This is a genomic window from Brevundimonas sp., assembly GCF_035561115.1.
GTDB lineage: Bacteria > Pseudomonadota > Alphaproteobacteria > Caulobacterales > Caulobacteraceae > Brevundimonas.
Window position 1 is genome coordinate 121435 of sequence record NZ_DATMYH010000106.1, and the last position, 26673, is coordinate 148107.

The following is a 26673-nucleotide window of genomic DNA, read 5'->3' on the forward strand; positions in this document are numbered from 1 at the left end:
TCAAACGGGCGGCGCGAGATCCGGCAGCGGCATCCAGCCGATGTAGACAAGGACCATCACCAGCGCCCAGATCAGGGCCGCGACCCAGGTCGTGGTGAGGAATTTGCGCTTCAGGTCCGGCTTCTCGGGCGCCCCCCACTGGGCGCCGTCGGTCGGCGGCTCATGCGTTTCCCTCGACGTGCCCAGCGGCAGGACGGCGAACAGCACCGTCCACCAGCAGACGAGGTAGATGGCCAGCATCGTGATCGGGCCGATCGGCATCAGTGCGCTCCCGTCTTGTGATTGGCTTTCGGCGTTTCCATCAGTTCGACCAGGACGCCGCCCATGTCCTTCGGATGGACGAAGATGATCGGCGTGCCGTGGGCGCCGATGCGCGGCTCGCCGGTGCCGAGGATGGTCGCCCCCCTCGCCCGCAGGGCGTCGCGGGCGGCGAGAATGTCCTCGACCTCGAAACAGACGTGATGCTGCCCGCCCTTCGGGTTCTTCGCCAGGAATCCGTGGATCGGGCTGTCGTCGCCCAGGGGCTCGATCAGTTCGATCTGGGCGTTGGGCAGGTCGATGAAACAGACGCGCACGCCCTGGGCCGGCAGGTCGAAGGGCGGATGCGCCTTCGTGGCGCCGAGCATGTCGCGGTACAGGGCGACGCTGGCCTCGATGGAGGGGGTGGCGACGCCGACGTGGTTCAGTTTGCCGATCATGCGGATGCCTTAGCCGGTGTCGCGCCCGTGGAGAAGGCGGTTCTCCGTCCATGCGACGTCAGGTTCCGCCGGTCGCCAAGCGGCCCGCTGTCGACTACCAGTGGCCGTGACGACGCGAGAGGGCGTCCAGAATCGGGAGGAACCCATGGTGGTCGCGCTGACCCTCGCCGGACTGCTCGGACTGCAGGAACCGCCGCCGCCCTATCCGGTCATGCCCGGCCGGCCGCCGCCGATAGCCAGCGGTTTCGCCTTCGGCGGGGTGCTGGGCTCGGCCTGCGACGACAGGCGTGGCGATGACGGCCGGTGGTTCAACGATCATGCGTTGTCCCTGGGGCCCGGCCAGAGCGTCGGCCTGAACGTCAGTTCCCGGGAATTCGCGCCGCTGATGCAGGTGATCGACGCGGATGGGGGCGTGGTCGCCGGGATCGGGGCGGCCGCCGACGGCGAGGCGGCCGGCTTCGTCTTCACTGCCCCCGGCGAGCGGTCCCGCGAGCCTCAGCCGTCGCTGGGCTACCGGATCAGGGTCACGAGCGCGAAGCCCGGAGCCGGCGGCCCGTGGCGGGTGGAGCAGGATTTCGAGGGCCGGATCGATGTCGCCTATCCCGGCGAGGCGTCGCCGTTTCCGGTCCGCACAGGTTGCCAGCCGATGCCGCCCCTCCCGCCGCGCGCCGGCTAAGGCGGCAGGAGGCGCGAATCCCGGGTTCCATCAATGCCGATGCCGGCCCCGGCGGCAACGAAAAGGCGCGGGATGCCAGCAGATCAGCACCCCGCGCCCTCGATGCGCTCCCTAACGGTCGGGAGAGCCTGTGCAGGAAAGGCGGCCTCTGATCGCCCCGCCTTGATCCAGATCAGAAGAAGCCCAGCTTGTCGGGGCTGTAGCTGACCAGCAGATTCTTGGTCTGCTGGTAGTGATCCAGCATCATCAGATGGTTTTCGCGGCCGATGCCGGACTTCTTGTAGCCGCCGAAGGCCGCGTGCGCCGGATAGTGGTGATAGCAGTTGGTCCAGACACGACCGGCCTGGATGGCGCGGCCCGCCCGGTAGGCGGTGTTCATGTCGCGGGTCCAGACACCGGCGCCGAGGCCGTAGTCCGTGTCATTGGCGATGGCGATGGCCTCGTCGAACGTCCTGAAGGTGGTCACGGCCAGGACCGGGCCGAAGATCTCCTCCTGGAAGATCCGCATGTCGTTCGTGCCCCTGAAGATCGTCGGCCTGACGTAGTAGCCGCCCGCCAGATCGTCATGCAGCACGGCCTCGTCGCCGCCGGTCAGGACTTGCGCCCCCTCTTCCTTGCCGAGCTTGAGATAGCCGAGGATCTTCTTCAGCTGCTGGGCGGACGCCTGGGCCCCGATCTGGGTCGCCGGATCCAGGGGATCGCCCTGGACGATGGATTCGACCCGCTGGATCGCCCGGGCGATGAAGGCGTCGTAGATATCCTCATGGATCAGGGCGCGGCTCGGGCAGGTGCAGACCTCGCCCTGGTTCAGAGCGAACATGGCGAACCCTTCCAGCGCCTTGTCGAGGAAGGCGTCGTCAGCGTCCATCACGTCCCTGAAGAAGATGTTCGGCGACTTGCCGCCCAGTTCCAGGGTCACCGGGATGATGTTCTGCGTCGCATATTCCATGATCTTCTGACCGACGGCGGTCGAGCCGGTGAAGGCGATCTTGGCGATGCGGGGATTGGTGGCGAGCGGCTCGCCGACTTCAACGCCCGTGCCCGACACGATGTTCAGGACGCCGGCGGGCAGCAGGTCCTGGATCAGTTCGACCACCACCAGGATCGAGGCCGGCGTCTGCTCGGCCGGCTTGAGCACGATGCAGTTGCCGGCGGCCAGGGCCGGAGCGATCTTCCAGGCCGCCATGAGGATCGGGAAATTCCACGGGATGATCTGCCCGACCACCCCAAGCGGCTCGTGGAAATGATAGGCGACCGTGTCGTTGTCGAGCTGCGAAATCCCGCCCTCCTGGGCGCGGATGCAGCCGGCGAAATAGCGGAAATGGTCGATGGCCAGCGGGATGTCCGCGGCCAGGGTCTCGCGCACCGGCTTGCCGTTGTCCCAGGTCTCGGCCTCGGCCACGGTCTGGAGATTGGCTTCGATGCGGTCGGCGATCCGGTTCAGGATCACGGCGCGCTCGGCGACGCTGGTCTTGCCCCAGGCGTCCCGGGCGGCATGGGCGGCGTCGAGCGCCAGCTCGACATCGGCGGCGTCGGACCGGGCGACCTCGCAGAGCACCCGCCCGTTCACCGGCGAGGGGTTCTCGAAATAGCGGCCGTTGACCGGCGCGACCCACCGGCCGCCGATGAAATTGTCATAGCGCGTCTTGAACTTCGGCATGGCGGCGCGAACGAATTGCGGCCTGGTCATGAAAGCCTCCTGGTTTCCTCGGGCGTCGATTGTCGACGTCGTTGGAACGAAGGCTCGACCTCGCGGGACGGAGACGCCAGACGGCCGCCTCATGGTGCGCCGCAAACCTGTCGCAGGTTTGCGACAGGTTTGGTCAGTGCAGATCGCCGCCCAGGCCGAGACGACGCAGCTTGCGGTGCAGCGTCGCGCGACTGACGCCCAGGGCCCGTGACGCCGCCGAGACATTTCCGCCGCTCAGGGCGAGGGCGCGGCGCACCGCTCCACGTTCGGCCTCCGTCAGACCGGCTTCCGCCGAGCCGGCGCCGAGCACCTCCGAGGCCGCCAGTTGGCCGGCCATGCGTTCGTCGGTGATGGAAAGCGCCAGCCGCGCGGCCCGGGTCGCCCCGATCACCAGATCATCGCGATCCACCGCCAGCAGGGCCGAGGCGTTCCGTTCGGCCGCTTCGCCCGCCAGCACGATCCGCGCGCCGGAGAAGGCCTGGCGGAAGGTCTGGGCCTCGATGGCCCGCGCCGCGTCCTCCACCGCCGCCGCGATCAGACCCAGCACGCTCGCCGTCGCGTCAGCCCGGCACGAGGACACGTCCAGCAGGCCGGCGAGCCGGCCCAGATGGTCGTGAATGGGGTGGCTGGTGCAGCTGAGCGCTGTGTTCCTGCTGCGGAAATGCTGATCGCGGTGAATGGTCAGCGGCCGATGCTCCGCCAAGGCGGTGCCGATCCCGTTGGTGCCCTCGGCCGCCTCCGACCAGACGGCGCCCGGCCAGAGCCCCCAGCGGTGAAAGGTCTCGTCATCCGCGGCCGCGCCCCGGCGTTCAACGGGCACGCCGTCGGCATTGGTCAGCAGGACGCAGCAACCCGTGTCGCCGACCGCCAGAAACAGTCGATCCAGCACGTTCCGGGCGGCCCGCACCATGGGCTCCGCCGCCTCGCACGCCTCGCGCAGCTGGAACTCCGTCAGCGTCTCGACCTGGCCGTGATCTTCGGGATCGAGCCCGTAGAGCGTCAGCGAACGTCGCCAGGATGCGGCCAGCGCCGAGCGCGCCGGTCCCGGCCCGTCGTCCAGAGCCTGTCTGATCAGGCTGCCGTGGTCGCGTCCCGTCCGCTCGCCCACGCTCGATCTCCCAGGAGGCTCCTGCGACCGGCATCAGACGCCCGCGCCCGGGAGGCGTCAAATCCGGGCTTCCCCGGAGGTGCGCCGGGCGATCATGGCGCTCGCGCCGGACAGGAAAAAGGGCCGGCGACCCGTGGCCGCCAGCCCCTTCATCCGATCATCCCTGAAGGGAAGAAAGCCTACTGGCCGCCGGTCATCGCGGCGACTTCGCTGGCGAAGTCCGGGCCCTCGACCTTCTCGACGCCTTCGCCGAGGGCGAGGCGGACGAAGCCGGCGAGGTGCAGGCCGGGATGGCCCAGTTCCTTGCCCGTATCGGCGACCAGCTGTTCGATGGTCACGTCGGGGTTCATGACGAACGGCTGCTTGGTCAGCACCACGTCCTTCTGGAACTTGTTGATCTGGCCTTCCACGATCTTGGAGATCATGGCTTCCGGCTTGCCTTCTTCCTTGGCCTTCTCGGTCAGGACCTGACGCTCCTTCTCGACCGCGGCCGGGTCCAGATCGTCGGTGTTCAGCGACAGCGGGGCCGTGGCGGCCACGTGCATGGCGATCTTGCGGCCCAGTTCGCGCAGGGCGGTCTTGTCGCCGCCGCCGTGCAGGGCGACCAGCACGCCGATGCGGCCGAGGCCCGGCGAGACGGCGTTGTGGACGTAGGAGGCGACGACGCCTTCATCGACCGACAGGCGGGCGGCGCGGCGCAGCTGCATGTTCTCGCCGACGGTGGCGATCAGCTGGGTCACTTCATCCTGGACCGTCTTGCCGGTTTCCAGCTCGGCGCCGTGCAGGCCTTCGAGCGTTGCGTGCTCGAGGCCCAGTTGGGCGAACGACTTGGCGGCGTTCTGGAACAGGTCGTTGCGGGCGACGAAGTCGGTTTCGGCGTTGAACTCGATGGCGGCGCCGACTTCGCCGGCCCCGACTTCCTTGGAGGCGACGGCGACCAGGCCTTCGGCGGCGACGCGGTCGGCCTTCTTGGCGGCCTTGGACAGGCCCTTGGCGCGCAGCCAGTCGATCGCGGCGTTGATGTCGCCGCCGGTTTCCTGGAGCGCCTTCTTGCAGTCCATCATGCCGACGCCGGACTTGGCGCGCAGTTCCATAACGAGGGCGGCTGTGATCTCGGCCATGGGGAATATCTCCTTGGTATGCGTATGCGGGAACGGCCGGGGCCCCGGAATTGGCCGCCGCGCGGCCAATTCCGAATTCCTAGATTAAGAGCCCAGTGCGACAATCGTCGCACTGGGTGGCCCGGCCGTATGTCAGTTTCGCCGTCGATGGAAAGTCGGGGTCGTTTAGACCGCGGCTTCCTCGGTTTCGACGGCGTCGTTGGCTTCCGAGGTCGCGGCCTGGGCGGCTTCGTCGGCCACGGCCGGCTCGGCTGCCGGTTCGGCGGCGGCGATCATTTCCTCGGCGACGGCTTCCGTGCCGGCCGGGGCGGCGTCCTCAACCTTGGCGGCCTTGGGGGCCCTGGCTTCGCGCAGCATCGGCTCGTCCGGGTTCACAGCGGCGCCCAGATCGACGCCGGCGGACGCCTGGCCGGCGGCCAGGCCGTCGAGGACGGCGTCGGCGATCAGATCGCAATAGGTCTGGATGGCGCGGGCGGCGTCGTCGTTGCCGGGGATCGGATAGGTGATGCCGTCCGGGTCCGAGTTGGTGTCGAGGATGGCGATGATCGGGATGTTCAGCTTGCGGGCTTCAAGGATGGCGATGGCCTCCTTGTTGGTGTCGATCACGAACATGATGTCCGGCACGGAGCCCATGTCCTTGATGCCGCCCAGCGACAGTTCCAGCTTGTCGCGCTCGCGCTGAAGGTTCAGCAGCTCCTTCTTGACCCGGCCCTCCCCGCCGGACTCCAGCAGGGCGTCCAGCTCGCGCAGGCGGGCGATCGAGCCCGAGACGGTGCGCCAGTTGGTCAGGGTGCCGCCGAGCCAGCGGTTGTTCATATAGTACTGGGCGCAGCGCTTGGCGGCTTCGGCCACCGGGTCCGCGGCCTGGCGCTTGGTGCCGACGAACAGGACGCGGCCGCCCTTGGCGGCGACGTCGCGCACGGCGACCAGGGCCTGGTGCAGCAGCGGGATGGACTGCGACAGGTCGATGATGTGGATGTTCGAGCGCGAGCCGAAGATGTAGCGCTCCATCTTCGGGTTCCACCGGTGCGTCTGGTGGCCGAAGTGGGCGCCGGCTTCGAGCAGCGAACGCATGGAGAATTCTGGCAGGGCCATGAGGGGTCGTCCTTTATCCGATTGATCCGCCGCAGGCGCTGTAAAGACCGGAGTCCTCGGAACGGAGCGGACAGGATTTCTCCCTGGCCGCGCCACGCCTGCGTGTGAAGTGGGCGGGCATGTAGGCGGGATAGGCGCAAAAGGCAAGCGCGGCGATCAGACCAGGGCGAGCCCCAGTCCCGCAAGTCCGGCCAGCAAAAGCACGATCGGCGGCGCATACCGGGTCCTGACGACATACAGGGCCGCGAGGGCGGCGCCGGCGATGGCGATGGACGCCAGCGGATGCGGGGAGCCCGACAGGCCGACGGCCAGGCTGATCGCCGTCGCTACGATCAGGCCGACGACGGCCGCCGCCACGCCGTCCAGCGCGGCCCGGACGCGCGGCTCGGACACCACGGCCTCGAGCCGGTCGTAGAAGATCATGGAAAAGGCGAAGGCCGGCAGGAAAACGCCCGCCGTGATGGCCACGGCGCCGGCGAACCCGCCCACGGCGTAGCCGGCGAAGGTCGCGAAGATGATCAGGGGGGCCGGCAGCACGTTCGCCAGGGCGACGCCGTCCAGAAAGGTCCCGTCCCCGAGCCAGCCGCGGCCGACGACGTCCTGCCGCAGGAACGGGATCGCCGTATAGGCTCCGCCGAACGTCAACAGACCGGCCTTGAGCCCTGAAGCGAACAGGAGAGGCCAGGCGCCCCCGCTCGAAAGCAGGCCGGCGGCCGGCGTCTGTGTCGGCGCCCCATGCCGCGCGAGGTTCCAGACCACGACGACGCCGACGCCAGCGACCAGCAGAAGCGCCGCCGCCCCGCGCCGTCCGCTCCGGACCAGGGCGTAGATCGCCGCGCCGAGCGGCAGGATGATCCAGAACGGCGCCCCCAGCAGCGTCGCGCCGGCGGAAGCGACGCCGATGGTCCACAGACCCCGATCAGCCAGCACATGCTCGCCGATCCGGTGCGCGGCGCGGACGATCAGGGCGACCACAGCCGCCTGGGCGCCGATCAGGACAAAACCGGCCAGACCACGGTCGATGTCGAAGCGGAAATACGCCCAGGCGGCCAGCAGCATCAGCGCGAACCCGGGCAGCATGAACCCCAGCCCGGCCAGCAATCCCCCGACCCGTCCCCTCGCGTGGATGCCCAGGTGGACGCAGAGCTCGTGCGCCTCAGGCCCGGGCAGGACCTGCATGACGGCCAGCAGCCGGTTGAACCGGGCGCTCGAAATCCACCGCTCCTGCTCCACCAGTTCCCGCCGGATCATGGCGATCTGGGCGACGGGACCCCCGAACGCCAGGACTCCGAACCGGAGGAAGCGCAGGAACAGCGCCGGATACGACAGATCCGGCGGACGGAGATGAACATCGTCAGCCATGGCCCGACGATGCCAGTTTTGCCCCGACGCGTCTGCCGCCCTCTCGCAAGCTTCGCATAACGACGCTATGGTGGGTTCGGGGAGGGTCGATCACATGAACATCCGCACCGGAGCGCTTGTCGGAGGCGTCATTCTGGCCGCCGCCATGGCGGGCGTCGCCACCTCGCAGCAGCCGCCGCCTTCGCCCGTCGCGGCGACCCAGATCGATCTGCCGCGGTCGCGCGCGGACAACGCCGCCCTGGCGGTCGCGCAGAAGGAGCCGCTGGCCGCCCGTCTGCGCGGCGTGCTGAGCCAGGACCCGGCATCGCAACGCGTCCTCGCCGTCGCGGACGCATCGCCCGTGCCGGTGCTGGCGCCCGCCGATCCGGCCCTGCTGCGCACCGCCCGCATCTTCACCGGCGACCGCCACTATATGCTGGTCGTCCAGCGGGGCGAGCAGATCATCGAGATCTATGGTGCGACCAAGGCCTTCCAGTCGCCGATCGCGCCGGCTGCGCAGCCGCAACCGACAAGGCCTCCGACCGCGGGAAGCCTCACCGCCGTACGCCCCACGGCTCCGGCCTCGACGATCGTGCGCGCCGGCCCCCGCATCGCCGCCGCCCGGGTTCCGCCAGCCGCTTCACGCGCCGCCGCCCAGGCCCGGACCGAGGGGCTGACCAACGTCAGGACCGAGCGCACCGAGTACGGCGTCGACGTCACCTTCAGCCGTTTCGGCGCGGCCTATAATGTCAGCTTCATCTGCGAAGGGCCGGGCGCGGCCGGCTGCACCGAGCCGGAGGCCATCGCCTTCGCCTCGACCCTGCAATTGATCGGCGGGGGCGCGTCGTGAAGCGCCTGACCCTCGCGGCCCTGCTGCTGCTCACGGCCTGCTCGCCGAATGGCTGCGCCCAGGATCCGGCCGCCCCGCCCGTGAAGACCGACCCGCCAGCGCCCGCGACGACGCCGACCGAGCCCGCCCCCGCGCCCGGCGAGGTCCCGCCGGCGCCCATGCCCGAGCCGGAACCGGTCCCGGAGACTCCGCCGGCGCCGGAACCCGTCACCTGGCCGCACGATCCGGGCGGCGCCCTGCCCCCGGGCTCGGGCAGCGGGGCGACCGATGCGACCCTGTGGGCCGCCGGCATGCGTTTCCCGATGGAGGCCGGGCCCGCCTACGCCAACTCCCAGGTCTACGGCTACGGCGGGTTCGCCGCGCCGGGACCGGGCGGCCAGTGCGATCCCCGCAACTACGCCTATCCGTGGCGCGACAATTTCTGCGAGACCCGGTCGTGGACCAACGGCATGTGCCCCGCCGGCCGCGGCCATCAGGGACAGGATATCCGCCCGGCCACCTGCGTGAAGAAGGTGCACTGGATCGTGGCGGCCGAAAGCGGGCGGATCACCTCGATCGGCAGCTACACCGTCACCCTGCTGGGCGATTCGGGCCGGATCTACCGCTATCTGCACATGGACATGCCGGGCGTGAACGCCCTGTTTCCGACCATGGCGTCGCGCGATGTCGAGCGGGGCCAGCATATCGGCAAGGTCTCGGCGGACTTCGGGGGCAACGCCACCACCATCCACCTGCATTTCGAGCTCAAGGCGCCGGTCTCGATCGGCGGCAGCCCGGCCAGCGTCAATTTCGTCCCGACCTACACCAGCCTGGTCGACAGTTACGGCCGGATGCTGAACGGCGCGGCCTGAGACCGCGCCGTCCGGGTCAGTCCGCCGGGCTGCTCACATAGACGTCGGCTTCCAGGCCCGAGCCCAGGATCACCGTCACGCGGACATAGTCCGACGTCTCATAGGCGTCCGCCGCCGCGATCTCGGCGGCGGTCACCCGAAAGGCGACCCCTTCGACGCGGTCGTCCGGTTGGTCCGTCCTGCGAACCATCGGATGCCGGTTCGAACCGCTGATGGCGATGACCTCCGGATCGGTGATCTCGATCATCGAGAGCACATAGCCTTCGAGCACGTCGTTCCGCCCCTCCAGCGGGCGGCCGAAATTCGCCAGTTGCACCTCGGGCTGGCGCAAGGTCCCGTACGAGAACAGCCATCGGTCCGCGGCAACCACGGGGTCGACCTGGTTTGTCCGGGGCATCCGGCGCCTCCTCTGACGGGGCGAGCACCGCCCCCCCGAAGAGACGAGAGCAACGGGAAGGCCGCAGTCAAGTCCCGCGAGGCTTCGCCCGCGAGGTCGCCTCGGCCCTCGTCGGGTCCTCGGGCCACGGATGCCGCGGATAGCGGCCGCGCATCTCGGCCCGCACGGCCGCCCAGCTGCCGGCCCAGAAGCCCGGCAGGTCCTTCGTCACCTGCACCGGCCGTCGCGCCGGGGACAGCAGGGCGAGCGTCAGCGGAACCCGTCCGCCGCCGACCGCCGGATGCGCCGTCACGCCGAACAGTTCCTGCACCCGGATGTCCACGCGCGGTCCTCCGGGGGCGGCATAGTCGATCGCCGCCGAGCCGAGCGGCGTCTGCAGCCGCGCGGGCGCCAGCTCCTCCAGAGCCCGCTGCCGGTCCCACGGAACCAGCGCCTTCAGGCCGGCCTCGAGCGCCCCGTCCGCAAGGGCGTCGAGGGCCTGGACCGTCTCCAGCAGCGGCCACAGCCAGGTCTCGCGGGCTGCCAGCAGTCCCGCGTCCGACACATCCGGCCACTCCGCATCCAGCCCCTTGAGGAAGGCCAGCCGGGCGCGCAGACCTGCAGCCCGCTCGCCCCATTTCAGGTCCGCCAGCCCGCCGCGCTCGACCTCGGCCCGAAGCGCCGCCGTGACCGCCGCCCGGTCCGGCGCGCCGACGATCTTCTCGTCCACGACGATTGCGCCGATGCGGCGGATGCGGCGCATCGTCATTCGTCCTGACGGCTCGCGGCTCAGCCGGTCCTCGACCTCTATCCGCCGCTCAAGCGCCGCCGGATCGACCGGGGCGGCCAGCCGGATGCGGTCGCGGGCGTCGCCCCCGCCCAGTTCGGCCACCGCCAGCCAGGGTTCGCGGGCGAGCAGATCGGTCGGCTCGACGAAGGCGCCGCGGCCCGCGGCCAGCAGAACCTCGCCGGGCTTGCCGCGCGCCTTCGCCACGCGCTCGGGGAAGGCCTCGGCCAGCAGCGCGCCGGGGTCCGCCTCGCCGCCCTGCCCGCCCCCGGCGGCGCGGGCCCAGCGGTCCGCCAGTTTCATCGCGTCGCGCGCCCTCATCGAGCGGTCCCGCGCCAGTTCCCGCAGCCGCTCGCGCAGATCGACATCGTTCCCGCCCAGCCCCGGCTCGCTCAACACCGCCGCCATTCGCGCGCCCAACACAGCAGCGCCGGCGTCGCTCGCGACAGCGACCATATGCGCCAATCTCGGCGGCAACGGGATGCGGGTCAGCCTCCGGCCATGCGCCGTCAGGGTGCCATCGGCGTCCAGCGCCTCCAGCCGTTCCAGCACCTTGCGCGCCTCGGCGAAGGCCCCGGCGGGGGGCTGATCCAGCAGGGCGAGGCCTTCGGTCGTCCGCGCGCCCCATCGCGCCAGATCCAGGGCGAAGGCCGTCAGGTCCGCTTCCAGAATCTCGGGCCGCTGGTGCGCGACCAGGCCCCGTGTCGCCGCCTCGTCCCACAATCGGTAGCAGACGCCGGGCTCGACCCGCCCTGCCCGGCCGCGCCGCTGCTCCGCCGACGACCGGCTGACCCGCACCGTCGCCAGCCGCGTCAGGCCGCTGGACGCCTCGAACCGCGGCACGCGCGACAGGCCGCCGTCGATGACCACGCGCACGCCCTCGATGGTCAGGCTGGTCTCGGCCACCGAGGTCGCCAACACCACCTTGCGCCGCCCGGGCTCCGCCGGCCGGATGGCCCGGTCCTGATCCGTCGCAGCCAGGGCGCCGTACAACGGTGCGATATCCACCGAGCGATCCCGCACGGTTTCCCGGAGCCGCTGGGCCGTGCGATGGATCTCGCCCTGTCCCGGCAGGAAGACGAGCACCGAGCCGGTTTCCTCGCCCAGGGCCAGCCGGACCGCCCGCGCCGAGGCGTCCTCGATCCGTTCGGCGGCGTCCCGGCCCAGGTAGCGGGTCGCGACCGGATACATCCGCCCCTCGGCCTCGATCACCGGCGCGTCGCCGAGCAGACCCGAGACGCCCGCGATATCCAGGGTCGCCGACATGACCAGCAGCCGCAGGTCCTCGCGCAGCAGCCCCTGCGTCTCCAGCGCCAGCGCCAGCCCCAGGTCCGCGTCCAGCGACCGCTCGTGGAATTCGTCGAACAGCACCGCCCCGACGCCCTCCAGCCCCGGGTCGTCCAGAATCATCCGCGTGAACACCCCCTCGGTGATCACCTCGATCCGGGTCCGCGGGCCGACCCGGGTCTGCAGCCGGGTGCGGTAGCCGACCGTGTCCCCGGCCTGTTCGCCCAGCGACGACGCCATCCGCTCCGCCGCAGCCCGCGCCGCCAGTCGTCTGGGCTCCAGCACCAGCACCTTGCCGTCGCCCAGCCACGCCTCGTCCAGCAGGGCCAGGGGCACGACCGTGGTCTTGCCGGCGCCCGGCGGCGCGGCCAGCACGGCGACATTGCCCGCCGACAGGGCGATTTTGAGCGGCTCGAGGACGGCGTGAATGGGCAACATCGGACCCGGGTCTAGACGCTCTGCCCCTGTTCACGAAAGCGTCTCCGCGCGTTCATCAATCGGAAACCGCGTTGCCAGCGGGGTCGTGCGCCGCTAGCGTCCGCGCCATTGAAGGCGGTCCGGGGAGGACTTGCCGTGTATCAGGGGGCGAGACTCGATGTCCGCAGAAGGCCTTAGGCCCAAGGGGAACCGCCTGTTCCTCAAGAAATCCGTAGCCCAGATCCAGAAGGAAGCGGCCAGGAGCGAGCTGAAGCGCTCGCTGGGTCCCATCAATCTGATGAGCCTGGGCATCGGCGCCATCATCGGCGCCGGCATCTTCGTCCTCACCGGCCAGGTCGCCGCCGCCCACGCGGGCCCGGCGATCATGCTCAGCTTCGTGGTCGCCGGCATCGCCTGCGGCCTCGCCGGCCTGTGCTACGCCGAACTGGCCTCGACCATGCCGGTGTCCGGCTCGGCCTATACCTATGCCTACGGCACCCTGGGCGAGGTCTTCGCCTGGATCATGGGCTGGTTGCTGGTGCTGGAATACGGCGTCGCGGCCTCGACCGTCGCGGTCGGCTGGTCGGGCTATGTCGTCTCGATCCTGCGTGATTTCGGGGTGGCCGACAGCCTGTTCCCGATGATCCAGTACGCCGGCGGCGAAGGTCCCTCCTGGGCCACGCCGCTGATCCAGGCCGTCACCTCCGACGGCGGCGTCGCCAGCTTCCCCCTGACCGGCACCTTCAACCTGGTGGCCGCCATCGGCATCGCCGCGGTCTGCAGCCTGCTGGTCCTCGGCGTCAGCGAGTCGGCCTCGATCAACAACATCATCGTGATGATCAAGATCGTGGTTCTGCTGACCTTCATCGCGGTGGGGATCCAGTACATCAACCCCGCCAACTGGACGCCCTTCATCCCGGAAAACACGACCGGCAAGTTCGGCGAGTACGGGGCCACCGGCATCCTGCGCGGCGCCTCGATCATCTTCTTCGCCTACGTCGGCTTCGAAGCGGTCTCGACCGCGGCGGCCGAGGCCAAGAACCCGTCCAAGGACGTGCCCGTGGGCATCCTCGGAGCCCTGATCGTCTGCACCCTGATCTACATGGCCGTCGCGGCGGTCATGACGGGCGTCGTGCCCTACCTCGAACTCGCCAGCCCGGCGCCGGTGGCCGTCGCCATCGACCGCATGGGTCTGGAATGGGCCGACACGCCATTCATGACGCCGGACGGAACCCCGCTGAACCTGATCAGCTTCCTGATCAAGGTCGGCGCCATCACCGGCCTGTCCTCGGTCATGCTGGTGCTGTGCTACGGCCAGACGCGGATCTTCTACACCATGGCCCGCGACGGCCTGCTGCCACGCGCCTTCGCCGTCATCCATCCGAAGTTCCGCACCCCCTGGATCGGCACCATCCTGCTGGGCGTACTGATCGCCGTCGCGGCCTCCTTCCTGCCCATCTCGATCCTCGGCGACCTGGTGTCGCTGGGCACGGCCGTGGCCTTCTCCATCGTCTGCCTGAGCGTGATCTTCCTGCGCATCAAGCATCCGGAGATGGAGCGTCCGTTCAAGGTGCCGGGCGGCATCGTCACCGCCGTGCTGGGCATCCTCGCCTGCCTGGCGCTGGCGGGCTTCAACTTCTGGCCGATGATCCAGCACGCGATGGACGGCAATCCGCTGCCCCTGACCATCCTGGCCGGCTACGCCGCGGTCGGGGCGGTGATCTACATCCTCTACGGGTTCTGGCACTCAAAGCTGGCCAAGGGGATCGACATCACCGAGGACACCAAGCTGGAAACCGCGACGGACGCCTTCGTCCGCGGCGTGGATCCCAAGCGGGACGACTGATCCCTGGATCAGTCTCGACAATGCGGAGGCCCGGGAGCGATCCCGGGCCTTTCGCTTTTCCGCCGTCTCGCCTAGAGGCTGTTCCCGTACCTGAGCGGATGTGGCGGAACTGGTAGACGCACTGGATTTAGGTTCCAGCGCCGCGAGGCGTGGAGGTTCGAGTCCTCTCATCCGCACCATGCCTTCGTTGGGCCTATGCTCGCCGCGCGGCGGCTCGCGACTCGAGGCCCGGAGGCCCGCCCTGAAAAGCGGGCCTTTTCATTGGCGATAATGTTCTTGCTTTGTTCCGATCCGTCGCTATCCTTCTCTCATGGCTGAAGCGGCGAAAGGACGAGGCGCCCGATCGAATGCGACGGGTCGGTTCGAGCCGGAAACCGTGCAGGCCTTCGATGACGGCTGGACGACCGACGACGCCGAGGCCGCGCCCCTGCGCACGACCCTGACGCCCGAACACGCCCGGACGATCATCGCCCGAAACACCAGTCCGGACATCGGTTTCGACCGGTCCATCAACCCCTACAAGGGCTGTGAACATGGCTGCATCTACTGCTACGCCCGTCCGTCCCATGCCTTCATGGGCCTATCCCCGGGCCTGGATTTCGAGAGCCGGATCTTCTTCAAGCCCGAGGCCGCGCGTCTGCTGGAGCAGGAGCTGTCAAAGCCCCGCTACGTCTGCAAGCGCATCCACATAGGCGGCAACACCGACCCCTATCAGCCGGTCGAGCGCGAGCTCAATTCGACCCGCTCGATCCTCGAGGTGATGCAGCGCTTCAACCACCCGTTCAGCATCATCACAAAGTCGGTGCTGATCGCGCGTGACACCGACATCCTCGGGCCGATGGGCCGGGCCGGCCTGGCCTCGGCCATGGTCTCCATCACCACCCTGGACCGTGGCCTCGCCCGGGCGATGGAGCCGCGCGCCTCGACTCCTGCGAAGCGGCTGGAGGCGATCCGCCGTCTGGCCGACGCCGGCTGTCCGGTCGGCGTCGGCTTCGCCCCGGTCATCCCCGGACTCAACGACCACGAACTGGAATCGGTGCTCGAGGCGGCGTCCAGGGCGGGCGCGACCTCGGCCATGTATGTGACCCTGCGCCTGCCGCTCGAGATCAAGGATCTGTTCCGCGAATGGCTGGCCGACGCCCGGCCCGACCGCGCCGCCCGCGTCATGTCGCTGGTCCGCCAGACACGCGGCGGCCGCGACTACGACCCCGACTGGTCCCAGCGCATGAAGGGGACCGGACCGGTCGCCGAACTGATCGCCGCGCGATTCCGGGCCGCGATCAAACGCTACGGCCTGGACGCCCCGCGCCGGCCGCTGGACGAGACGCAGTTCCGAGTGCCGGCGGATATGAAGAAGCAGATGGATCTGTTCGACGCGCCTCACTCGGTCCCTTCCCCCATTTCGGGGGAAGGTGGGCCGCGGAGCGGCTCGGATGGGGGCCTGCCGGATGCAGCCTGAACAGACGATCAGACGCGCCCGCCGTTTGTGTAAAGCGCCGACTCGGGCGGAAGATTTCTTCCGGTCGCTGGTTCGGGACCGGGCTGTCGAAGACCTTCGCTTCCGTCGCCAGGTTCCGATCGGCTTCTATGTGGTGGATTTCGCCTGCCTGTCGGCGCGTCTGATCGTTGAGGCGGACGGCGGCGACCATGCCTTACGGATGTTCGATGACGCGAAACGAGACGCCTGGCTGACGTCTCAGGGATTCCGGGTCCTTCGTTTTTCGAACTCAGATATCCTCGCCCGACCGAACGACGTGCTGGCCGCGATCCGGAACGCCGTCGGCAAGCCCCCATCCGTCAGGCTTCGCCTGCCACCTTCCCCCGAAATGGGGGAAGGGCGACGAATTTAGTCCCCCTCCGCCGCCGAAGGATCGATCGCGTTCGTGACCAGCTCCCGCCAGGTGGGATCGGTGGCGTCGACCAGATCGACATCCTCCATCAGGGCGACCGCGCCGCCGCCGTCGGGCAGGATCAGGCCCAGGATCTCCATCTCCTCGCCGTCCGGCCCGAGGTGGCTCTCGGCCTGCACCGCCACCGCCGCCTGCTCGCCGTCGTCGTCCCACCAGATCACCGGCTGCGGCAGCTCCATGGCGATCGGGCGCGGGTCGTCGGTGTCGCCGAGGGCGAACACCGCCCGGCGCGCCTGGACATCGTCCAGCGTCGCCACCGCCCCGGCGAAGGGCGTCAGCCGGGTCCAGTCCTCGGCGTCGAAGCCGCCCCCACCCTCATCGCTCCCGTCCTCGTCGGGCAGGTTGTCGTTCATCGTCATCGCCGGAACACCCCGACCAGCTCGACATGAGCCGACCACAGGAACTGGTCCACCGGGGTGACCCGTTCCAGCCGGAAGCCGGCGTCGATCAGCACCCGGGCGTCGCGGGCGAAGGTCACCGGGTTGCACGAGACATAGACGACCACGGCCGCCTTCGACCCCGCGATCTGCCGGGTCTGCTCCAGCGCCCCGGCGCGCGGCGGGTCCAGCACCACGGCGTCGCAGCCGCGCAGGTCATACGGGGCCATCGGGCGGCGGAACAGATCGCGGACCTCGGCCGTGACCGGCTTCATGCCGGGCCCGGTCCCGATGCCGGTCTTCAGCGCGGCGATCCCCGCCGCCGAGGCGTCCGCGGCCAAAACCGGCGCGACCGTCGCCAGCGGAAAGGTGAAGGTTCCCGCGCCGCAGAACAGGTCGGCGATCTTCCTCGCCCCCTTCACCGCCTCGACCGCCCGCCCGACCATGGCGAACTCGGCCTCCGGCACGGCCTGCAGGAAGCCGCCGGGCGGCAGGGGCACGATCGCGGGGCCAAAGGCCACCTTCGGCTGGCGCTCCATCATCAGGGTCTCGCCCGCCAGGCTCAGCCGGGCCAGATCGGCGGCGGCGGCGGCCTCGACGGCCCGCATCCGTGCATCCCCCGACAGACCGCCCGAGCGGCGCTCGACCCCGGTCACGTCGACATCCAGGCCCGTCAGGGTGGCCGTTACATGCAGGGTCGGGGCCGATTTCGGATGCTCCAGAAAGGCCCCGGCCACCCGCGCCAGCGCCGGAAGGGCCGCGACCAGGCGCGGATCCGCCACCGGGCAGGCCGTCACCTCGACCAGGCGCCAGCTCTTGCGCGCCTTGAAGCCCAGCAAGACACGGCCATCCTCTCCGCGCCGCGCATGCAGGGCCAGCCGGCGCCGGGCGCCGGGCGGCACGGCGACCGTGGCCTCGATCCCGGTCTCGATCCGCTCGCGCGCCAGCGCCAGCCGGACCTGCTCCCGCTTCCAGTCCAGATAGGGACCGGTCGCCCAGTGCTGCAGGGAACAGCCGCCGCAGTCGCCATAGTGGGGCGAAACCGGCGCGATCCGTTCGGGACTGGCCTTGAGAATTTCGACGGCCTCCAGCCGTCCGTCGAGGAGTCTCCCGCGCACGACCTCGCCCGGCAGCGTCAGGGGGGCGAACACGGGCCCGGCGGCGGTCTCGGCGATCCCGTCGCCCTGCCCGCCTATGCGCGTGATCGTCAGTGTTTCCGTCATGGGCCGGTCGTAGACGCTCCGGACGGTCGGGGAAACCTGAACGAAGATGAACGGCCTGCTCAAAAGCCGTTCAGCTTCGCCCGGTCATAACGTGCTGCAACAGACAGGGGCGCCCGCCGTTCGGCCCCTGTCCCTGCCTCAAGGACCGACCGCATGTTCGCCCGCCTGACCATGAAGACCGCAGCAGCCGCCACCGCCCTCGCGGTCGCCGGCGCCCTGCTGACGCCCGCAGCGGCTTCGGCCCAGACCTATTCCTATCCGGGCCCCCAGAACTACGGCTCCGGGACCTACAGCCAACGGTATGACTACGACCAGTCGCGCTACGGCTACCAGGACGATCGCTACGGCGACTATCGCAACACCTATGACTATTGCCGCAGCGATCGCAGCAATCGCCAGGGCGCGGGCGTCGCCATCGGCGCGACCCTGGGCGCGGTCGCCGGTTCGCAGCTGGCCGCGCGCGGCCGCCGGACCGAGGGCAGCATCCTCGGCGGCGTTCTCGGCGCCGTGGTCGGCGCCGGCGTTGGCGGCAGCTCGGCCCGCGACTGCGGCGACAGCTACGGCCGCTACGACTACCGGTACGATCAATCGCGCTATGGCGACGACGACCGCTCGTACGACCGCGGCTATGACCGGGGTTACGACTACAATCGGGACGACGGCTACGACCGCTCTTACCAGGACCGCTACCAGTCGGGGTACGGCTACCAGTCGGGCTATCAGACGGGTTGCCGGACGGTCGAGGTCCGCAGCCGCGACTACAACGGCCGCTACGTCACCCGCTACGAGCAGTCCTGCCCGGACCGCTACTGAATCACGGAATTGCGTCGCCGGTTTTTTTTCAGCCCCCCTGTCGATCGGCGACGTGACGGAGACCGCCGGTGGAGAAATCCGCCGGCGGTTTTTCCTTGTTCGGGCGCTGGCGCGGCCGGCGCTAGCGGTCGTCGTGCGAGGACTCGCTGCCTGAGCGCCGTCTCGCCCACAGCAGGAATTCGACATTGCCGTCGCCGCCCGTGATCGGGCTTTCGGCCGTCGCCTGCACGGACCAGCCCCGCCCTTCGAGCCATCCGGACACCGAGGCCAGCGCCGCCTGGCGGGCGGCCGGGTCCTTGACCACGCCCTTCTTCGCCCGGCCCGGCCCGGCCGCCTCGAACTGCGGCTTGACCAGGGCGACAAGGTCCGCGTCCGGCGCGGCCAGATCAAGGACCGCCGGCAGCACCTTGGACAGGCCGATGAAGCTGGCGTCGCATACGATCAGCTGCGGCGCCTCGGGTATCAGCGCGGGCGTCAGGTCGCGGGCGTCCGTGTGCTCCAGATTGATCACCCGGGGGTCGGCGGCGACGCGCGCATGCATCTGGCCCGAGCCGACATCGACGGCGAATACCCGCTTCGCGCCGCGCGACAGGCAGACTTCGGTAAAGCCGCCCGTCGAGGCGCCCACGTCCAGAACCGCCCGCCCCTCGACTGCGACCGGCCACAGGGTCAGGGCGTGGTCCAGCTTCAGCGCGCCGCGGCCGACCCAACTGTGGACGTCGGCATAGGTGACGAGGGCGTCTTCTGCGACCGGCTGGGACGCCGCCTTCGCGGGCGCGCCGTCCACGGTCACGCCGCCCGACTCAATCGCCGCCTTCGCCCGTGACCGGCTCTCCGCCAGACCGCGCGCGACCAGCAGCTGGTCGAGCCGCGTTTTCACCCCACCGCGTCCAGCCGCGTCAGGGCCGCCTGCAGCTTCGCCTTTCCGGCCTCGGCCTCGGCCAGTTTCTGGCGCTGCTCGTCGACGACCTCGGGGGCCGCGCGATCCACGAAATTGGGATTGCCGAGCTTCTTGTTCACATGGCCGATGTCGCTGTCGAGGACGGCGATCTCCTTGATCAGGCGCGCGCGCTCGGCCGTCAGGTCGATGACGCCCGCCAGCGACAGGGCCGCCGTGGCCCCGCCCGAGACGAAGGTGACCGCCCCCGAAGCCGCAGCCTCGACCGCCGACAGGTCGGACACCCGGCCCAAGGTCAGGATCAGGTCGCGATGGCGCGCGATCCGGTCTCCCGTGGCGGCATCCGGCGCGATGAAGGCCAGCGGCGGCCTGGCGCCCGGGGGCACGTTCATTTCGGCCCGCAGCTGGCGGATTTCGGTGACCAGATCGACCAGCCAGCCGATCTCGGCCTCGGCCCCCGCGTCGATGAAGCCGTCCGGCAGATCGGGCCAGGCCGCGCCGATCAGCGTGGCCTCTGCGCGCGGCGCGCCCTCGTCCGCCAGCTTGTCCCACAGCTCCTCGGTGATGAAGGGCATGACCGGGTGCATCAGCTTCAGGGTCTGGTCCAGGGTCCAGGCCGTCATGGCCCGGGTCTCGGCCTTCGCGCCTTCATCGGCGCCTGTGAACACCGGCTTGGCGAGCTCCAGATACCAGTCGCAGAACACGTTCCAGACGAAGCGGTACAGGGCCGAGGCCGCGTCGTCGAAACGACCGCCTTCGATGGCCTCGCTGACCGCGCGCCCGGCCTTCGTCACCTCGCCGCGGATCCAGCGGTTGATGGTCTGGTCGACGGCCGCCGGATCGAAATCCTCGACCCGCCGCGCCTCGTTCATCTGGGCGAAGCGGGCGGCGTTCCACAGTTTAGTGCCGAAGTTGCGATAACCTTCAATGCGTTGCCGCGACAACTTGATATCGCGTGTACCCGACAGAATGGCCATGGTGAAGCGCAGCGGGTCGGCGCCCAGTTCGTCGATGATGCCCAGGGGGTCGATGACGTTCCCCTTGGACTTGCTCATCTTCTGGCCCTTCTCGTCGCGGACCAGGCCATTGATGATGACCCGTCTGAACGGAACCTCATCCATGAAGTGAAGTCCCATCATCATCATCCGGGCGACCCAGAAGAAGATGATGTCAGCGGCGGTGACCAGATCGCTGGTCGGGTAGAAGCGCTCGAGATCCTCGGTCTTCTCGGGCCAGCCCATGGTCGAGAACGGCCACAGGGCGGAGGAGAACCAGGTGTCGAGGACGTCCTCGTCCTGGGTGAGCGAAGTCTCGGCGCCGTAGTGGCTGCGCGCCGCCGCCCGGGCGTCATCCTCGTTCTCCTCAACGAATATGGTCCCGTCGGGGCCGTACCAGGCGGGGATGCGATGGCCCCACCACAGCTGCCGCGAGATGCACCACGGCTCGATGTTGCGCAGCCATTCGAAATAGATCTTCTCGTAGCTCTTCGGCTCGAAGACCGTGTCCCCCTGCTCCACCGCCTTGATGGCCGGCTGGGCCATGGTGTGGGCGTCGACGTACCATTGGTCCGTCAGCCACGGCTCGATGACGACGCCCGAGCGGTCGCCGTGCGGGATCACATGCCGGGTCTTCTCGATCTCCTTCAGCCAGCCGTCTTCCTCCGCACGGGCGACGATGGCCTTTCGCGCGGCGAAGCGGTCCATGCCCGCGAAGGGTTGGGGAATGGCCCCATAGCCCGGCTCATTGTCGACGATGCCGGCGGGCATGTCGGCGTAGGAGTCGCTCTCATGTCCGACACTGGTCCGGACCTGGATCGAGGTTTGCGCGTGATCGAAGCGCTCAAGCACGCGACCGAACGCGTCGAAGATATTTATCAGTTCAAGCCCGGCCCGCTTGCCGACCTGAAAGTCGTTGAAGTCGTGCGCCGGGGTGATCTTCACCGCGCCCGAACCCTTGGTCGGATCGGCGTACTCGTCAGCCACGATCGGGATGCGGCGTCCGACGACAGGCAGGATCACCGCCTTGCCGACCAGCCCCGCATACCGCGCGTCGTCCGGATGCACGGCCACGCCGGTGTCGCCCAGCATGGTCTCGGGCCGCGTCGTGGCGACGACGATGTAATCCCGGGTCTCGTATTCCGTGGGCTGGCCGTCGCCGTCCCAGGCGACCGGATGCTGATAGGTCACGCCGTCGGCCAGCGGATAGGCGAAATGCCAGTACGAGCCATCCATCTCCTTCTGCTCGACCTCGAGGTCCGAGATCGCCGTCTGGAAATGCGGGTCCCAGTTGACCAGCCGCTTGTCGCGATAGATCAGCCCGTCCCTGTGCAGCTGGACGAAGACCTTGCGCACCGCCGCGTTCAGTCCCTCGTCCAGGGTGAATCGCTCGCGGCTCCAGTCGCAGCTGGCGCCCAGCCGGCGCAGCTGCTGGACGATGGTCCCGCCGCTCTCGGCCTTCCATTCCCAGACCTTGGCCACGAAGGCGTCACGGCCCATGTCGCGTCGCCCGACATTGCCCGCGGCGGCCAGCTGGCGCTCGACCACCATCTGGGTGGCGATGCCGGCGTGGTCCGTGCCCGGCAGCCACAGCACCGCCTTGCCCTTCATCCGGTGATAGCGGGCCAGGATGTCCTGCAGGGTGTTGTTCAGCGCATGGCCGATGTGCAGCGACCCGGTCACGTTCGGCGGCGGGATGACGATCGAATAGGCCTCGGCGGCGCCGTCGGTCCTGGGAGCGAACAGGCCGCTGTTCTCCCACATCGCATAGAGGCGAGGTTCGGCGGCGGTCGGGTCGAAGGTCTTGTCGAGCATGAAGGGTCTTCGGACATCAAAGAGAAAGGGCGGCCCCGACTGGAGCCGCCCCGGAATGATCTAGCCTTGATCAGGTCGCAGGTGAAGTCAGCCGGCCGTGCGGGCGATGCGTTCGACTTCCTTGCGTACCTGGGCCTCGACGATGGCCGGCAGATTGGCGTCCAGCCACTCCTTCAGCATCGGCCGCAGCAGGCCGCGGACCATTTCGTCGATGGTCGGTCCCGACGGGAAGGACACATCGGCCGGCTCGGGCTTCTTCAGGGTCGAGGCGAAGCCGGCGAAGGCCGAGGCGGCGCTGGCCGCGGCGCTGTCGCCGACGAGGCTGTCATAGGATGTCGTCGGCACGGACGGATGCTCCGGGGTGCGCACCTCGGCGGGAGTGTCAAACACCGACTCGCTGACCGGGGCGCCGGGGAATGGCTCGGGCTCGGGCTCTTCGGGCGCGGAAACGTCCAGATCGCCGATGCTTTCGATGGCGGGAGCCTCGTAGGCTTCGGTCAGTTCCAGCACGTCCTCCTCGGCGGCCTCGGGCTCCTGCATCGACGGCGTTTCGTCCATCAGGGCGGGCGATGGCGCGGTTTCGGCCTCCGCCTCCGGTTCGGGCGCAGCGGCGGCCGTCGCGGTCTCGGCGGGTGCGTCGTCCTCGGAGATGATCCGGCGGATCGAGGCCAGGATTTCCTCCATCGTCGGTTCCTGGGCGGCGGTCTGGTCGGTCATGTCGAAACCCCGGGGCGAATGGCGGCAGGGTCGGCGGACCGCCCCTGTACGGTTGTCGTCGCATCTCAGCCCGCTGGAATCAACGGGCGTTTTTCGCCTGACCGGTTAACCGCCCGACCGCGAGTCGCGCGACAGGCGATCAGTCGCGGGGAGCGGTCTGGACGATCTCGGACTTCAGCTGGGCGTCGATCGGCGCGTCAACGGCGTCGTTGGCGGGCGTGACCGGCGGCGCGGCGATCCGGTCGATGGCTTCGATCACGCCGTCCCATGGCAGGGCGCCGCGATTGCGCACGCGATTGTAGTTGGCCGCCGGGTCATAGACCGCGATCGACGCATCCAGATCCTGGCCTTCCAGCCGGCCCATGGCGGCCAGCAGATTGGCCTGGGCCACATATTCGTTGCGGCGCGCGCTGGCCAGGGTGACCTCGGCGTTGCGCAGTTCCAGTTCCTGGTTCAGCACGTCGAGGGTGGTGCGCAGACCGACCTGGGCCTCCTGCCGCACGCCCTCGGCGGCGACGGTGGCGGCGCGGACCGCCTCTTCTCCGGCCGTCAGGGTCGAGCGGGCGGAAAGGGATTGGGCGTAGGCCGAGCTGACCGACTGCAGGGTGTTGCGGCGCTCGCCCTCGACATTGATCTGGGCGACATTGGCGCGCTCCAGCGCCTGGGCCACGCGCGATCCGTTCAGCCCGCCGGTGAACAGGGGCACCGAAATGGTCGCCCCGGCCTGGAAGCTGGTGTTGTCGACGATGTCCCCCGGCCGTCCGAGGTCGTCGCTCGAGCCGCCGTACGACGCCGTCAGTCGGGCCGAGGGCATGTATTCCGCCCTGGCCGCGGCGACATTGGCCTCGGCCGCACGCAGATTGTAGCCGGCGGCCCGGATGCCCGGGTTGTCCTGCAGGGCGACGTCCAGGGCGGTATCGAAATCGGTCGGCAGGTTCGGCAGGACCGGCATGGGGGCCAGGTCTCCGGGCGACTGGCCGACGACGGCGGCGTAGGCTGCGCGCGACACCGACAGCTGCGCCTGGGCGTTGGCCAGGTCGGCTTCCGACTGGGCCAGACGCGCCTCGGACTGGGCCACGTCGGTGCGGGTGATCTCGCCGACCTCGAACCGGGCCGAGGCCTCGTCGAGCTGGCGCTGCAGCACGACCAGGTTGGACTGGCGGATGCGCAGGATCTCGCTGTCGCGGATCACGTCCGCATAGGCCTGGATGACCGAGGTCAGGACGGTCTGTTCGATGTCGCGCAGGTTTTCGCGCCCGGCCATGATGTTGGCCTCGGCGGCGCTGATGCCGTGGCCGATACGGCCGCCGGACCAGATCGTCTGCGACAGGCCGATGCTGGCCCCGACGCTGGTGCTGTCGCTGTTGGAGGCGGGAATGTTGATGGTGGTGTCGGGGATGCCGTCGCCGTTGGTGTCGACTTCGCGGAGGCCGCCGGCGCTGTCGCTGAAGGTGTAACCGGCGGTCGCGCTGACATCGAGCTGGGGCCGCAGGCCGGCGCGGGCCTGGACGATCGATTCGTCCAGCGCCCGCTGGCTGGCCCGCTGGGCCAGAAGCGAGGGGTTGGTCTGGTAGGCGAGGGCCAAGGCTTCCTTCAGCGTCTCGGCCCATGCGGGGACGGCGATGCCGGAGAGGATGGCGATGGCGGCTGCCGAGGCGAGCGCGCGCGAACGTTTCAGCATGTCTGTTCCTGCCTGGCGCGGGGGAAGCACGCCCTTGGTATATATAGGGTATATATAGGTCTGATGCGGGACGCTTTACGCCCGCGCCAGTTAAGTTTTTTTCACGCGAAGGTTCTGCGGAATCCGTCGCCCCGGCGCTACAGGGCGAAGGCGGGTTCCGGAGCGAGGTCCGAAAGGACCGGCGGGGTCGAATTGAACAGCTCCCGACGCGACACGCCCTGGTCGCCGCGAACATACAGCACCGCCTTGCCGACCGGCCCGCTGCGCTCGACGACCGCCAGCCGGCCGCCGACCTTCAAGGCCGCCAGCCAGGCGTCCGGACGTCCGGGGACGGCCGCCTCGGAAATGATGACGTCGTAGCCGTCGCCTGCCGGCGTCGACAGGGGCGCGATCACGGTCCGGACCCCCTCCTCCGCAAGGACGGCGCCCGTAATCCCGAACACTGCATCGCCGGCCTCCTGGGCCGTCACGGTCAGGCCGAGTCGCGCCAGCACCGCCGCTGCATACGGGGCGGCCATGGCCAGGGCGGTTTCGCCCGCCCTTGCGTCCAGCGCCATCAGCAGCTTGGACAGGTCGCGGGCCATCATCAGCCGGCGCCCGCCCGCAATCTCGGGCTCGATCTCGGCATAGGCCGACCACGCGCGATCCGCGGGCAGAAACCGCTCGCGCGGCACCGCCAGCAGCGCCGCCTGCAGCGACCGGTCGGTGACGTCGTTCACGCGGACCTGGCTGTCGACCATGACCTTGCGGGCGGCGGCGAAATCCATGGAGCGACGATCCTGCGGCTGTGGGCGCCCGGCGACAGGCCGGGAAATCTGGCGCGCTTATAGGTCTGTGCGTTGCGGGCGACAATCCGATCTGATAGCGAACGCCCCTCGCGATGGCGAGGTCGCCCCCGGATCGTTTCCGGGGCGGCCCAGGGCCTGATGGCGGAGTGGTTACGCAGAGGACTGCAAATCCTTGCACCCGAGTTCGATTCTCGGTCAGGCCTCCATCGCGATTTTCTTCAGATCGGCCCGTCCAGGCGTCTAGACGGGCGCGGTGATCCAGCCGATCACGCTGGCCGCGCTGACGCCGGCCGTAACGATGCCCACCGCCAGCGCCAGGCGCGCATTGCGATGGATGAAGACGAAAACGCCGCCAAACATTGATTGAACCCTCCCCGGACGCCGCCACTGCGACACAAGTCCGGCGGTTCATCAAGGTGTACAAAGCGTTAATCTCGGTTTGGTGATCGTTTCACGCCTGTCGGGTGAAATGGTGCAGCGCGATTCCACTGGCGACCGAAACATTGAGCGAATCAAAGCCGCCCGACATCGGAATTCCCACCGGGCGGCACCGGGCGATCACGTCCGGCGCCAGGCCCGGGCCCTCCGGTCCCAGAATCAGCGCCACCCGGCCGCCGCGCGGCGCGCGGTCCAGCGGCGTCTCCGCCCCGGGGGTCAGCGCCAGCACGGCGAACCCCGCCCCCTCCAGGCCGTCGATCATGTCGGACGCTTCGAGCCCGACGACCTGGGGCGTGCGCAGCACGGCGCCGACCGAGACGCGGATGGCCTTGCGGTAGAAGGGGTCGCAGCAGGTCCGGTCCAGCAGCACCGCCCCGGCCCCGAAGGCGGCGGCGTTGCGGAACAGTCCGCCCATGTTGTCGTGGTTGCCGATGCCGCACGCGGCGACCACCACGGCCTCCGGGCCGAGCGGCGCCAGACAGTCTTCCAGCGTCGGGCGCGCCGGCTTGCGGCCCAGCGCCAGGATGCCGCGGTGCAGATGAAAACCGGCGATGGCGTCCAGAATCGGCTGGTCGGCGACATAGACCGGCGCATCGTCCGGCACGCGGGCGACCAGTCCGGCCAGTCCCTCGACCCGTTTTTGATCCAGCAGCAGGGCGACGGGCCGGCACAGCGATTGCGGCGAGGTCAGCACGTTCAGCACCACCTCGCCCTCGGCCACGAACAGGCCCTGCCTGCCCGTCAGGTCGCGTTCCTTGATATCCCGGAAGCCGGCGATGCGCGGATCGTCGGGGTGGTCGATGCGGATCAAGGCCAAGATCGGATATTTCCCGTTGCGTCAGTCTGACTCGCGCTGCTATAGCGCCCGCCTTCCC

The 26673-nt window shown here is 69.3% G+C and carries 24 protein-coding genes and 2 tRNA genes; 9 read left to right on the plus strand and 17 right to left on the minus strand.

Annotated features, from left to right (window positions below; all coding sequences use genetic code 11):
• Positions 1-261: a DUF1467 family protein gene (locus tag VN378_RS14365; RefSeq protein ID WP_325744243.1), complete on the minus strand. Its 261-nt coding sequence runs from the start codon at positions 259-261 to the stop codon at positions 1-3.
• Positions 261-698 carry a methylmalonyl-CoA epimerase gene (gene mce / locus VN378_RS14370; protein ID WP_325744244.1) on the minus strand — a complete coding sequence of 146 codons (438 nt, stop codon included), beginning with the start codon at positions 696-698 and terminating at the stop codon, positions 261-263. Before mce ends, VN378_RS14365 begins: the two co-directional genes overlap by 1 nt.
• 145 nt (positions 699-843) lie before the next feature.
• Here mce and VN378_RS14375 point away from each other — a divergent pair, with 145 nt between their 5' ends.
• Positions 844-1374: a hypothetical protein gene (locus VN378_RS14375; RefSeq protein WP_325744245.1), complete on the plus strand. Its 531-nt coding sequence runs from the start codon at positions 844-846 to the stop codon at positions 1372-1374.
• 172 nt (positions 1375-1546) lie between these two features.
• Here VN378_RS14375 and VN378_RS14380 read toward each other — a convergent pair whose 3' ends face one another.
• The 5 genes from VN378_RS14380 to chrA form a co-directional block, all read right to left on the minus strand.
• A complete protein-coding gene (locus VN378_RS14380; protein ID WP_325744246.1) occupies positions 1547-3064 on the minus strand; it encodes an aldehyde dehydrogenase family protein in 1518 nt (505 codons plus the stop codon).
• Positions 3065-3197: 133 nt separating this feature from the next.
• A complete protein-coding gene (locus tag VN378_RS14385; RefSeq protein WP_325744247.1) occupies positions 3198-4172 on the minus strand; it encodes a GAF domain-containing protein in 975 nt (324 codons plus the stop codon).
• Positions 4173-4351: 179 nt separating this feature from the next.
• Positions 4352-5293, minus strand: coding sequence for a translation elongation factor Ts (gene tsf / locus VN378_RS14390; protein WP_325744248.1), 942 nt, complete (start codon positions 5291-5293; stop codon positions 4352-4354).
• Between the two features lie 165 nt (positions 5294-5458).
• Entirely contained in the window at positions 5459-6388 is a 930-nt protein-coding gene (rpsB, locus tag VN378_RS14395; RefSeq protein WP_325744249.1) for a 30S ribosomal protein S2, read from the minus strand.
• A gap of 156 nt (positions 6389-6544) precedes the next feature.
• Complete coding sequence (gene chrA / locus VN378_RS14400; RefSeq protein ID WP_325744250.1) at positions 6545-7750, minus strand: chromate efflux transporter; 1206 nt, start codon at positions 7748-7750, stop codon at positions 6545-6547.
• Between the two features lie 94 nt (positions 7751-7844).
• On the opposite strand from chrA, the gene VN378_RS14405 reads away from it, so the two are divergent.
• Complete coding sequence (locus VN378_RS14405) at positions 7845-8579, plus strand: hypothetical protein (protein ID WP_325744251.1); 735 nt, start codon at positions 7845-7847, stop codon at positions 8577-8579.
• A complete protein-coding gene (locus VN378_RS14410; protein ID WP_325744252.1) occupies positions 8576-9430 on the plus strand; it encodes a M23 family metallopeptidase in 855 nt (284 codons plus the stop codon). Before VN378_RS14405 ends, VN378_RS14410 begins: the two co-directional genes overlap by 4 nt.
• Before the next feature lie 16 nt (positions 9431-9446).
• Here VN378_RS14410 and VN378_RS14415 read toward each other — a convergent pair whose 3' ends face one another.
• Both VN378_RS14415 and hrpB read right to left on the minus strand, forming a co-directional pair.
• Positions 9447-9827, minus strand: coding sequence for a gamma-glutamylcyclotransferase family protein (locus VN378_RS14415; RefSeq protein WP_325744253.1), 381 nt, complete (start codon positions 9825-9827; stop codon positions 9447-9449).
• A gap of 67 nt (positions 9828-9894) precedes the next feature.
• The gene (gene hrpB, locus VN378_RS14420; protein WP_325744254.1) at positions 9895-12318 is read right to left on the minus strand and encodes an ATP-dependent helicase HrpB; all 2424 of its coding nucleotides are present in this window, start codon (positions 12316-12318) and stop codon (positions 9895-9897) included.
• Between the two features lie 157 nt (positions 12319-12475).
• Here hrpB and VN378_RS14425 point away from each other — a divergent pair, with 157 nt between their 5' ends.
• From VN378_RS14425 to VN378_RS14440, 4 genes are all read left to right on the plus strand, one after another.
• Positions 12476-14143 (plus strand): amino acid permease, encoded by a 1668-nt coding sequence (locus VN378_RS14425; RefSeq protein WP_325744255.1) that lies wholly within the window; start codon positions 12476-12478, stop codon positions 14141-14143.
• 94 nt (positions 14144-14237) lie between these two features.
• Positions 14238-14322 (plus strand) — tRNA-Leu (locus VN378_RS14430).
• A gap of 131 nt (positions 14323-14453) precedes the next feature.
• Complete coding sequence (locus VN378_RS14435; protein WP_325744256.1) at positions 14454-15602, plus strand: PA0069 family radical SAM protein; 1149 nt, start codon at positions 14454-14456, stop codon at positions 15600-15602.
• Positions 15592-15993 (plus strand): endonuclease domain-containing protein, encoded by a 402-nt coding sequence (locus VN378_RS14440; protein ID WP_325744257.1) that lies wholly within the window; start codon positions 15592-15594, stop codon positions 15991-15993. The genes VN378_RS14435 and VN378_RS14440 overlap by 11 nt, the downstream gene beginning before the upstream one ends.
• Here the strand turns inward: VN378_RS14440 and VN378_RS14445 are convergent.
• Entirely contained in the window at positions 15990-16406 is a 417-nt protein-coding gene (locus tag VN378_RS14445) for a hypothetical protein (RefSeq protein WP_325744258.1), read from the minus strand. The two genes, VN378_RS14440 and VN378_RS14445, sit on opposite strands and share 4 nt — an antisense overlap.
• A 2-nt stretch (positions 16407-16408) precedes the next feature.
• Positions 16409-17653: a class I SAM-dependent RNA methyltransferase gene (locus VN378_RS14450; RefSeq protein ID WP_325744259.1), complete on the minus strand. Its 1245-nt coding sequence runs from the start codon at positions 17651-17653 to the stop codon at positions 16409-16411.
• Positions 17654-17806: 153 nt separating this feature from the next.
• Here VN378_RS14450 and VN378_RS14455 point away from each other — a divergent pair, with 153 nt between their 5' ends.
• Positions 17807-18466: a hypothetical protein gene (locus tag VN378_RS14455; RefSeq protein WP_325744260.1), complete on the plus strand. Its 660-nt coding sequence runs from the start codon at positions 17807-17809 to the stop codon at positions 18464-18466.
• A gap of 121 nt (positions 18467-18587) precedes the next feature.
• Here the strand turns inward: VN378_RS14455 and VN378_RS14460 are convergent, their stop codons facing one another.
• The 5 genes from VN378_RS14460 to VN378_RS14480 form a co-directional block, all read right to left on the minus strand.
• On the minus strand, positions 18588-19346 hold the full coding sequence (locus tag VN378_RS14460; protein WP_325744261.1) for a TlyA family RNA methyltransferase: 759 nt from the start codon (positions 19344-19346) through the stop codon (positions 18588-18590).
• On the minus strand, positions 19343-22174 hold the full coding sequence (locus tag VN378_RS14465; RefSeq protein WP_325744262.1) for a valine--tRNA ligase: 2832 nt from the start codon (positions 22172-22174) through the stop codon (positions 19343-19345). Before VN378_RS14465 ends, VN378_RS14460 begins: the two co-directional genes overlap by 4 nt.
• Before the next feature lie 87 nt (positions 22175-22261).
• Positions 22262-22891, minus strand: a complete 630-nt coding sequence (locus tag VN378_RS14470) for a DUF2497 domain-containing protein (RefSeq protein ID WP_325744263.1) — start codon at positions 22889-22891, stop codon at positions 22262-22264.
• Positions 22892-23030: 139 nt separating this feature from the next.
• Positions 23031-24572 (minus strand): TolC family outer membrane protein, encoded by a 1542-nt coding sequence (locus tag VN378_RS14475; RefSeq protein ID WP_325744264.1) that lies wholly within the window; start codon positions 24570-24572, stop codon positions 23031-23033.
• Between the two features lie 137 nt (positions 24573-24709).
• Entirely contained in the window at positions 24710-25339 is a 630-nt protein-coding gene (locus VN378_RS14480; RefSeq protein WP_325744265.1) for a protein-L-isoaspartate O-methyltransferase, read from the minus strand.
• A gap of 153 nt (positions 25340-25492) precedes the next feature.
• Between VN378_RS14480 and VN378_RS14485 the strand changes: the two genes are divergently transcribed.
• Positions 25493-25566: transfer RNA gene (locus VN378_RS14485), tRNA-Cys, on the plus strand.
• Between the two features lie 245 nt (positions 25567-25811).
• Here the strand turns inward: VN378_RS14485 and VN378_RS14490 are convergent.
• Positions 25812-26615 (minus strand): RNA methyltransferase, encoded by an 804-nt coding sequence (locus VN378_RS14490; protein ID WP_325744266.1) that lies wholly within the window; start codon positions 26613-26615, stop codon positions 25812-25814.
• Between the last annotated feature and the right edge of the window lie 58 nt (positions 26616-26673).

Bases quoted from the DNA above. Each gene is read 5' to 3' on its own strand.
- VN378_RS14465 (WP_325744262.1), bottom strand. From the start codon at position 22,174: ATGCTCGACAAGACCTTCGACCCGACCGCCGCCGAACCTCGCCTCTAT.
- chrA (WP_325744250.1), bottom strand. From the start codon at position 7,750: ATGGCTGACGATGTTCATCTCCGTCCGCCGGATCTGTCGTATCCGGCG.
- tsf (WP_325744248.1), bottom strand. From the start codon at position 5,293: ATGGCCGAGATCACAGCCGCCCTCGTTATGGAACTGCGCGCCAAGTCC.
- VN378_RS14365 (WP_325744243.1), bottom strand. From the start codon at position 261: ATGCCGATCGGCCCGATCACGATGCTGGCCATCTACCTCGTCTGCTGG.
- hrpB (WP_325744254.1), bottom strand. From the start codon at position 12,318: ATGTTGCCCATTCACGCCGTCCTCGAGCCGCTCAAAATCGCCCTGTCG.
- VN378_RS14480 (WP_325744265.1), bottom strand. From the start codon at position 25,339: ATGGATTTCGCCGCCGCCCGCAAGGTCATGGTCGACAGCCAGGTCCGC.
- VN378_RS14440 (WP_325744257.1), top strand. From the start codon at position 15,592: ATGCAGCCTGAACAGACGATCAGACGCGCCCGCCGTTTGTGTAAAGCG.
- VN378_RS14405 (WP_325744251.1), top strand. From the start codon at position 7,845: ATGAACATCCGCACCGGAGCGCTTGTCGGAGGCGTCATTCTGGCCGCC.
- VN378_RS14470 (WP_325744263.1), bottom strand. From the start codon at position 22,891: ATGACCGACCAGACCGCCGCCCAGGAACCGACGATGGAGGAAATCCTG.
- VN378_RS14450 (WP_325744259.1), bottom strand. From the start codon at position 17,653: ATGACGGAAACACTGACGATCACGCGCATAGGCGGGCAGGGCGACGGG.
- rpsB (WP_325744249.1), bottom strand. From the start codon at position 6,388: ATGGCCCTGCCAGAATTCTCCATGCGTTCGCTGCTCGAAGCCGGCGCC.
- VN378_RS14435 (WP_325744256.1), top strand. From the start codon at position 14,454: ATGGCTGAAGCGGCGAAAGGACGAGGCGCCCGATCGAATGCGACGGGT.
- VN378_RS14380 (WP_325744246.1), bottom strand. From the start codon at position 3,064: ATGACCAGGCCGCAATTCGTTCGCGCCGCCATGCCGAAGTTCAAGACG.
- VN378_RS14375 (WP_325744245.1), top strand. From the start codon at position 844: ATGGTGGTCGCGCTGACCCTCGCCGGACTGCTCGGACTGCAGGAACCG.
- VN378_RS14425 (WP_325744255.1), top strand. From the start codon at position 12,476: ATGTCCGCAGAAGGCCTTAGGCCCAAGGGGAACCGCCTGTTCCTCAAG.
- VN378_RS14445 (WP_325744258.1), bottom strand. From the start codon at position 16,406: ATGAACGACAACCTGCCCGACGAGGACGGGAGCGATGAGGGTGGGGGC.
- VN378_RS14475 (WP_325744264.1), bottom strand. From the start codon at position 24,572: ATGCTGAAACGTTCGCGCGCGCTCGCCTCGGCAGCCGCCATCGCCATC.
- VN378_RS14455 (WP_325744260.1), top strand. From the start codon at position 17,807: ATGTTCGCCCGCCTGACCATGAAGACCGCAGCAGCCGCCACCGCCCTC.
- VN378_RS14415 (WP_325744253.1), bottom strand. From the start codon at position 9,827: ATGCCCCGGACAAACCAGGTCGACCCCGTGGTTGCCGCGGACCGATGG.
- mce (WP_325744244.1), bottom strand. From the start codon at position 698: ATGATCGGCAAACTGAACCACGTCGGCGTCGCCACCCCCTCCATCGAG.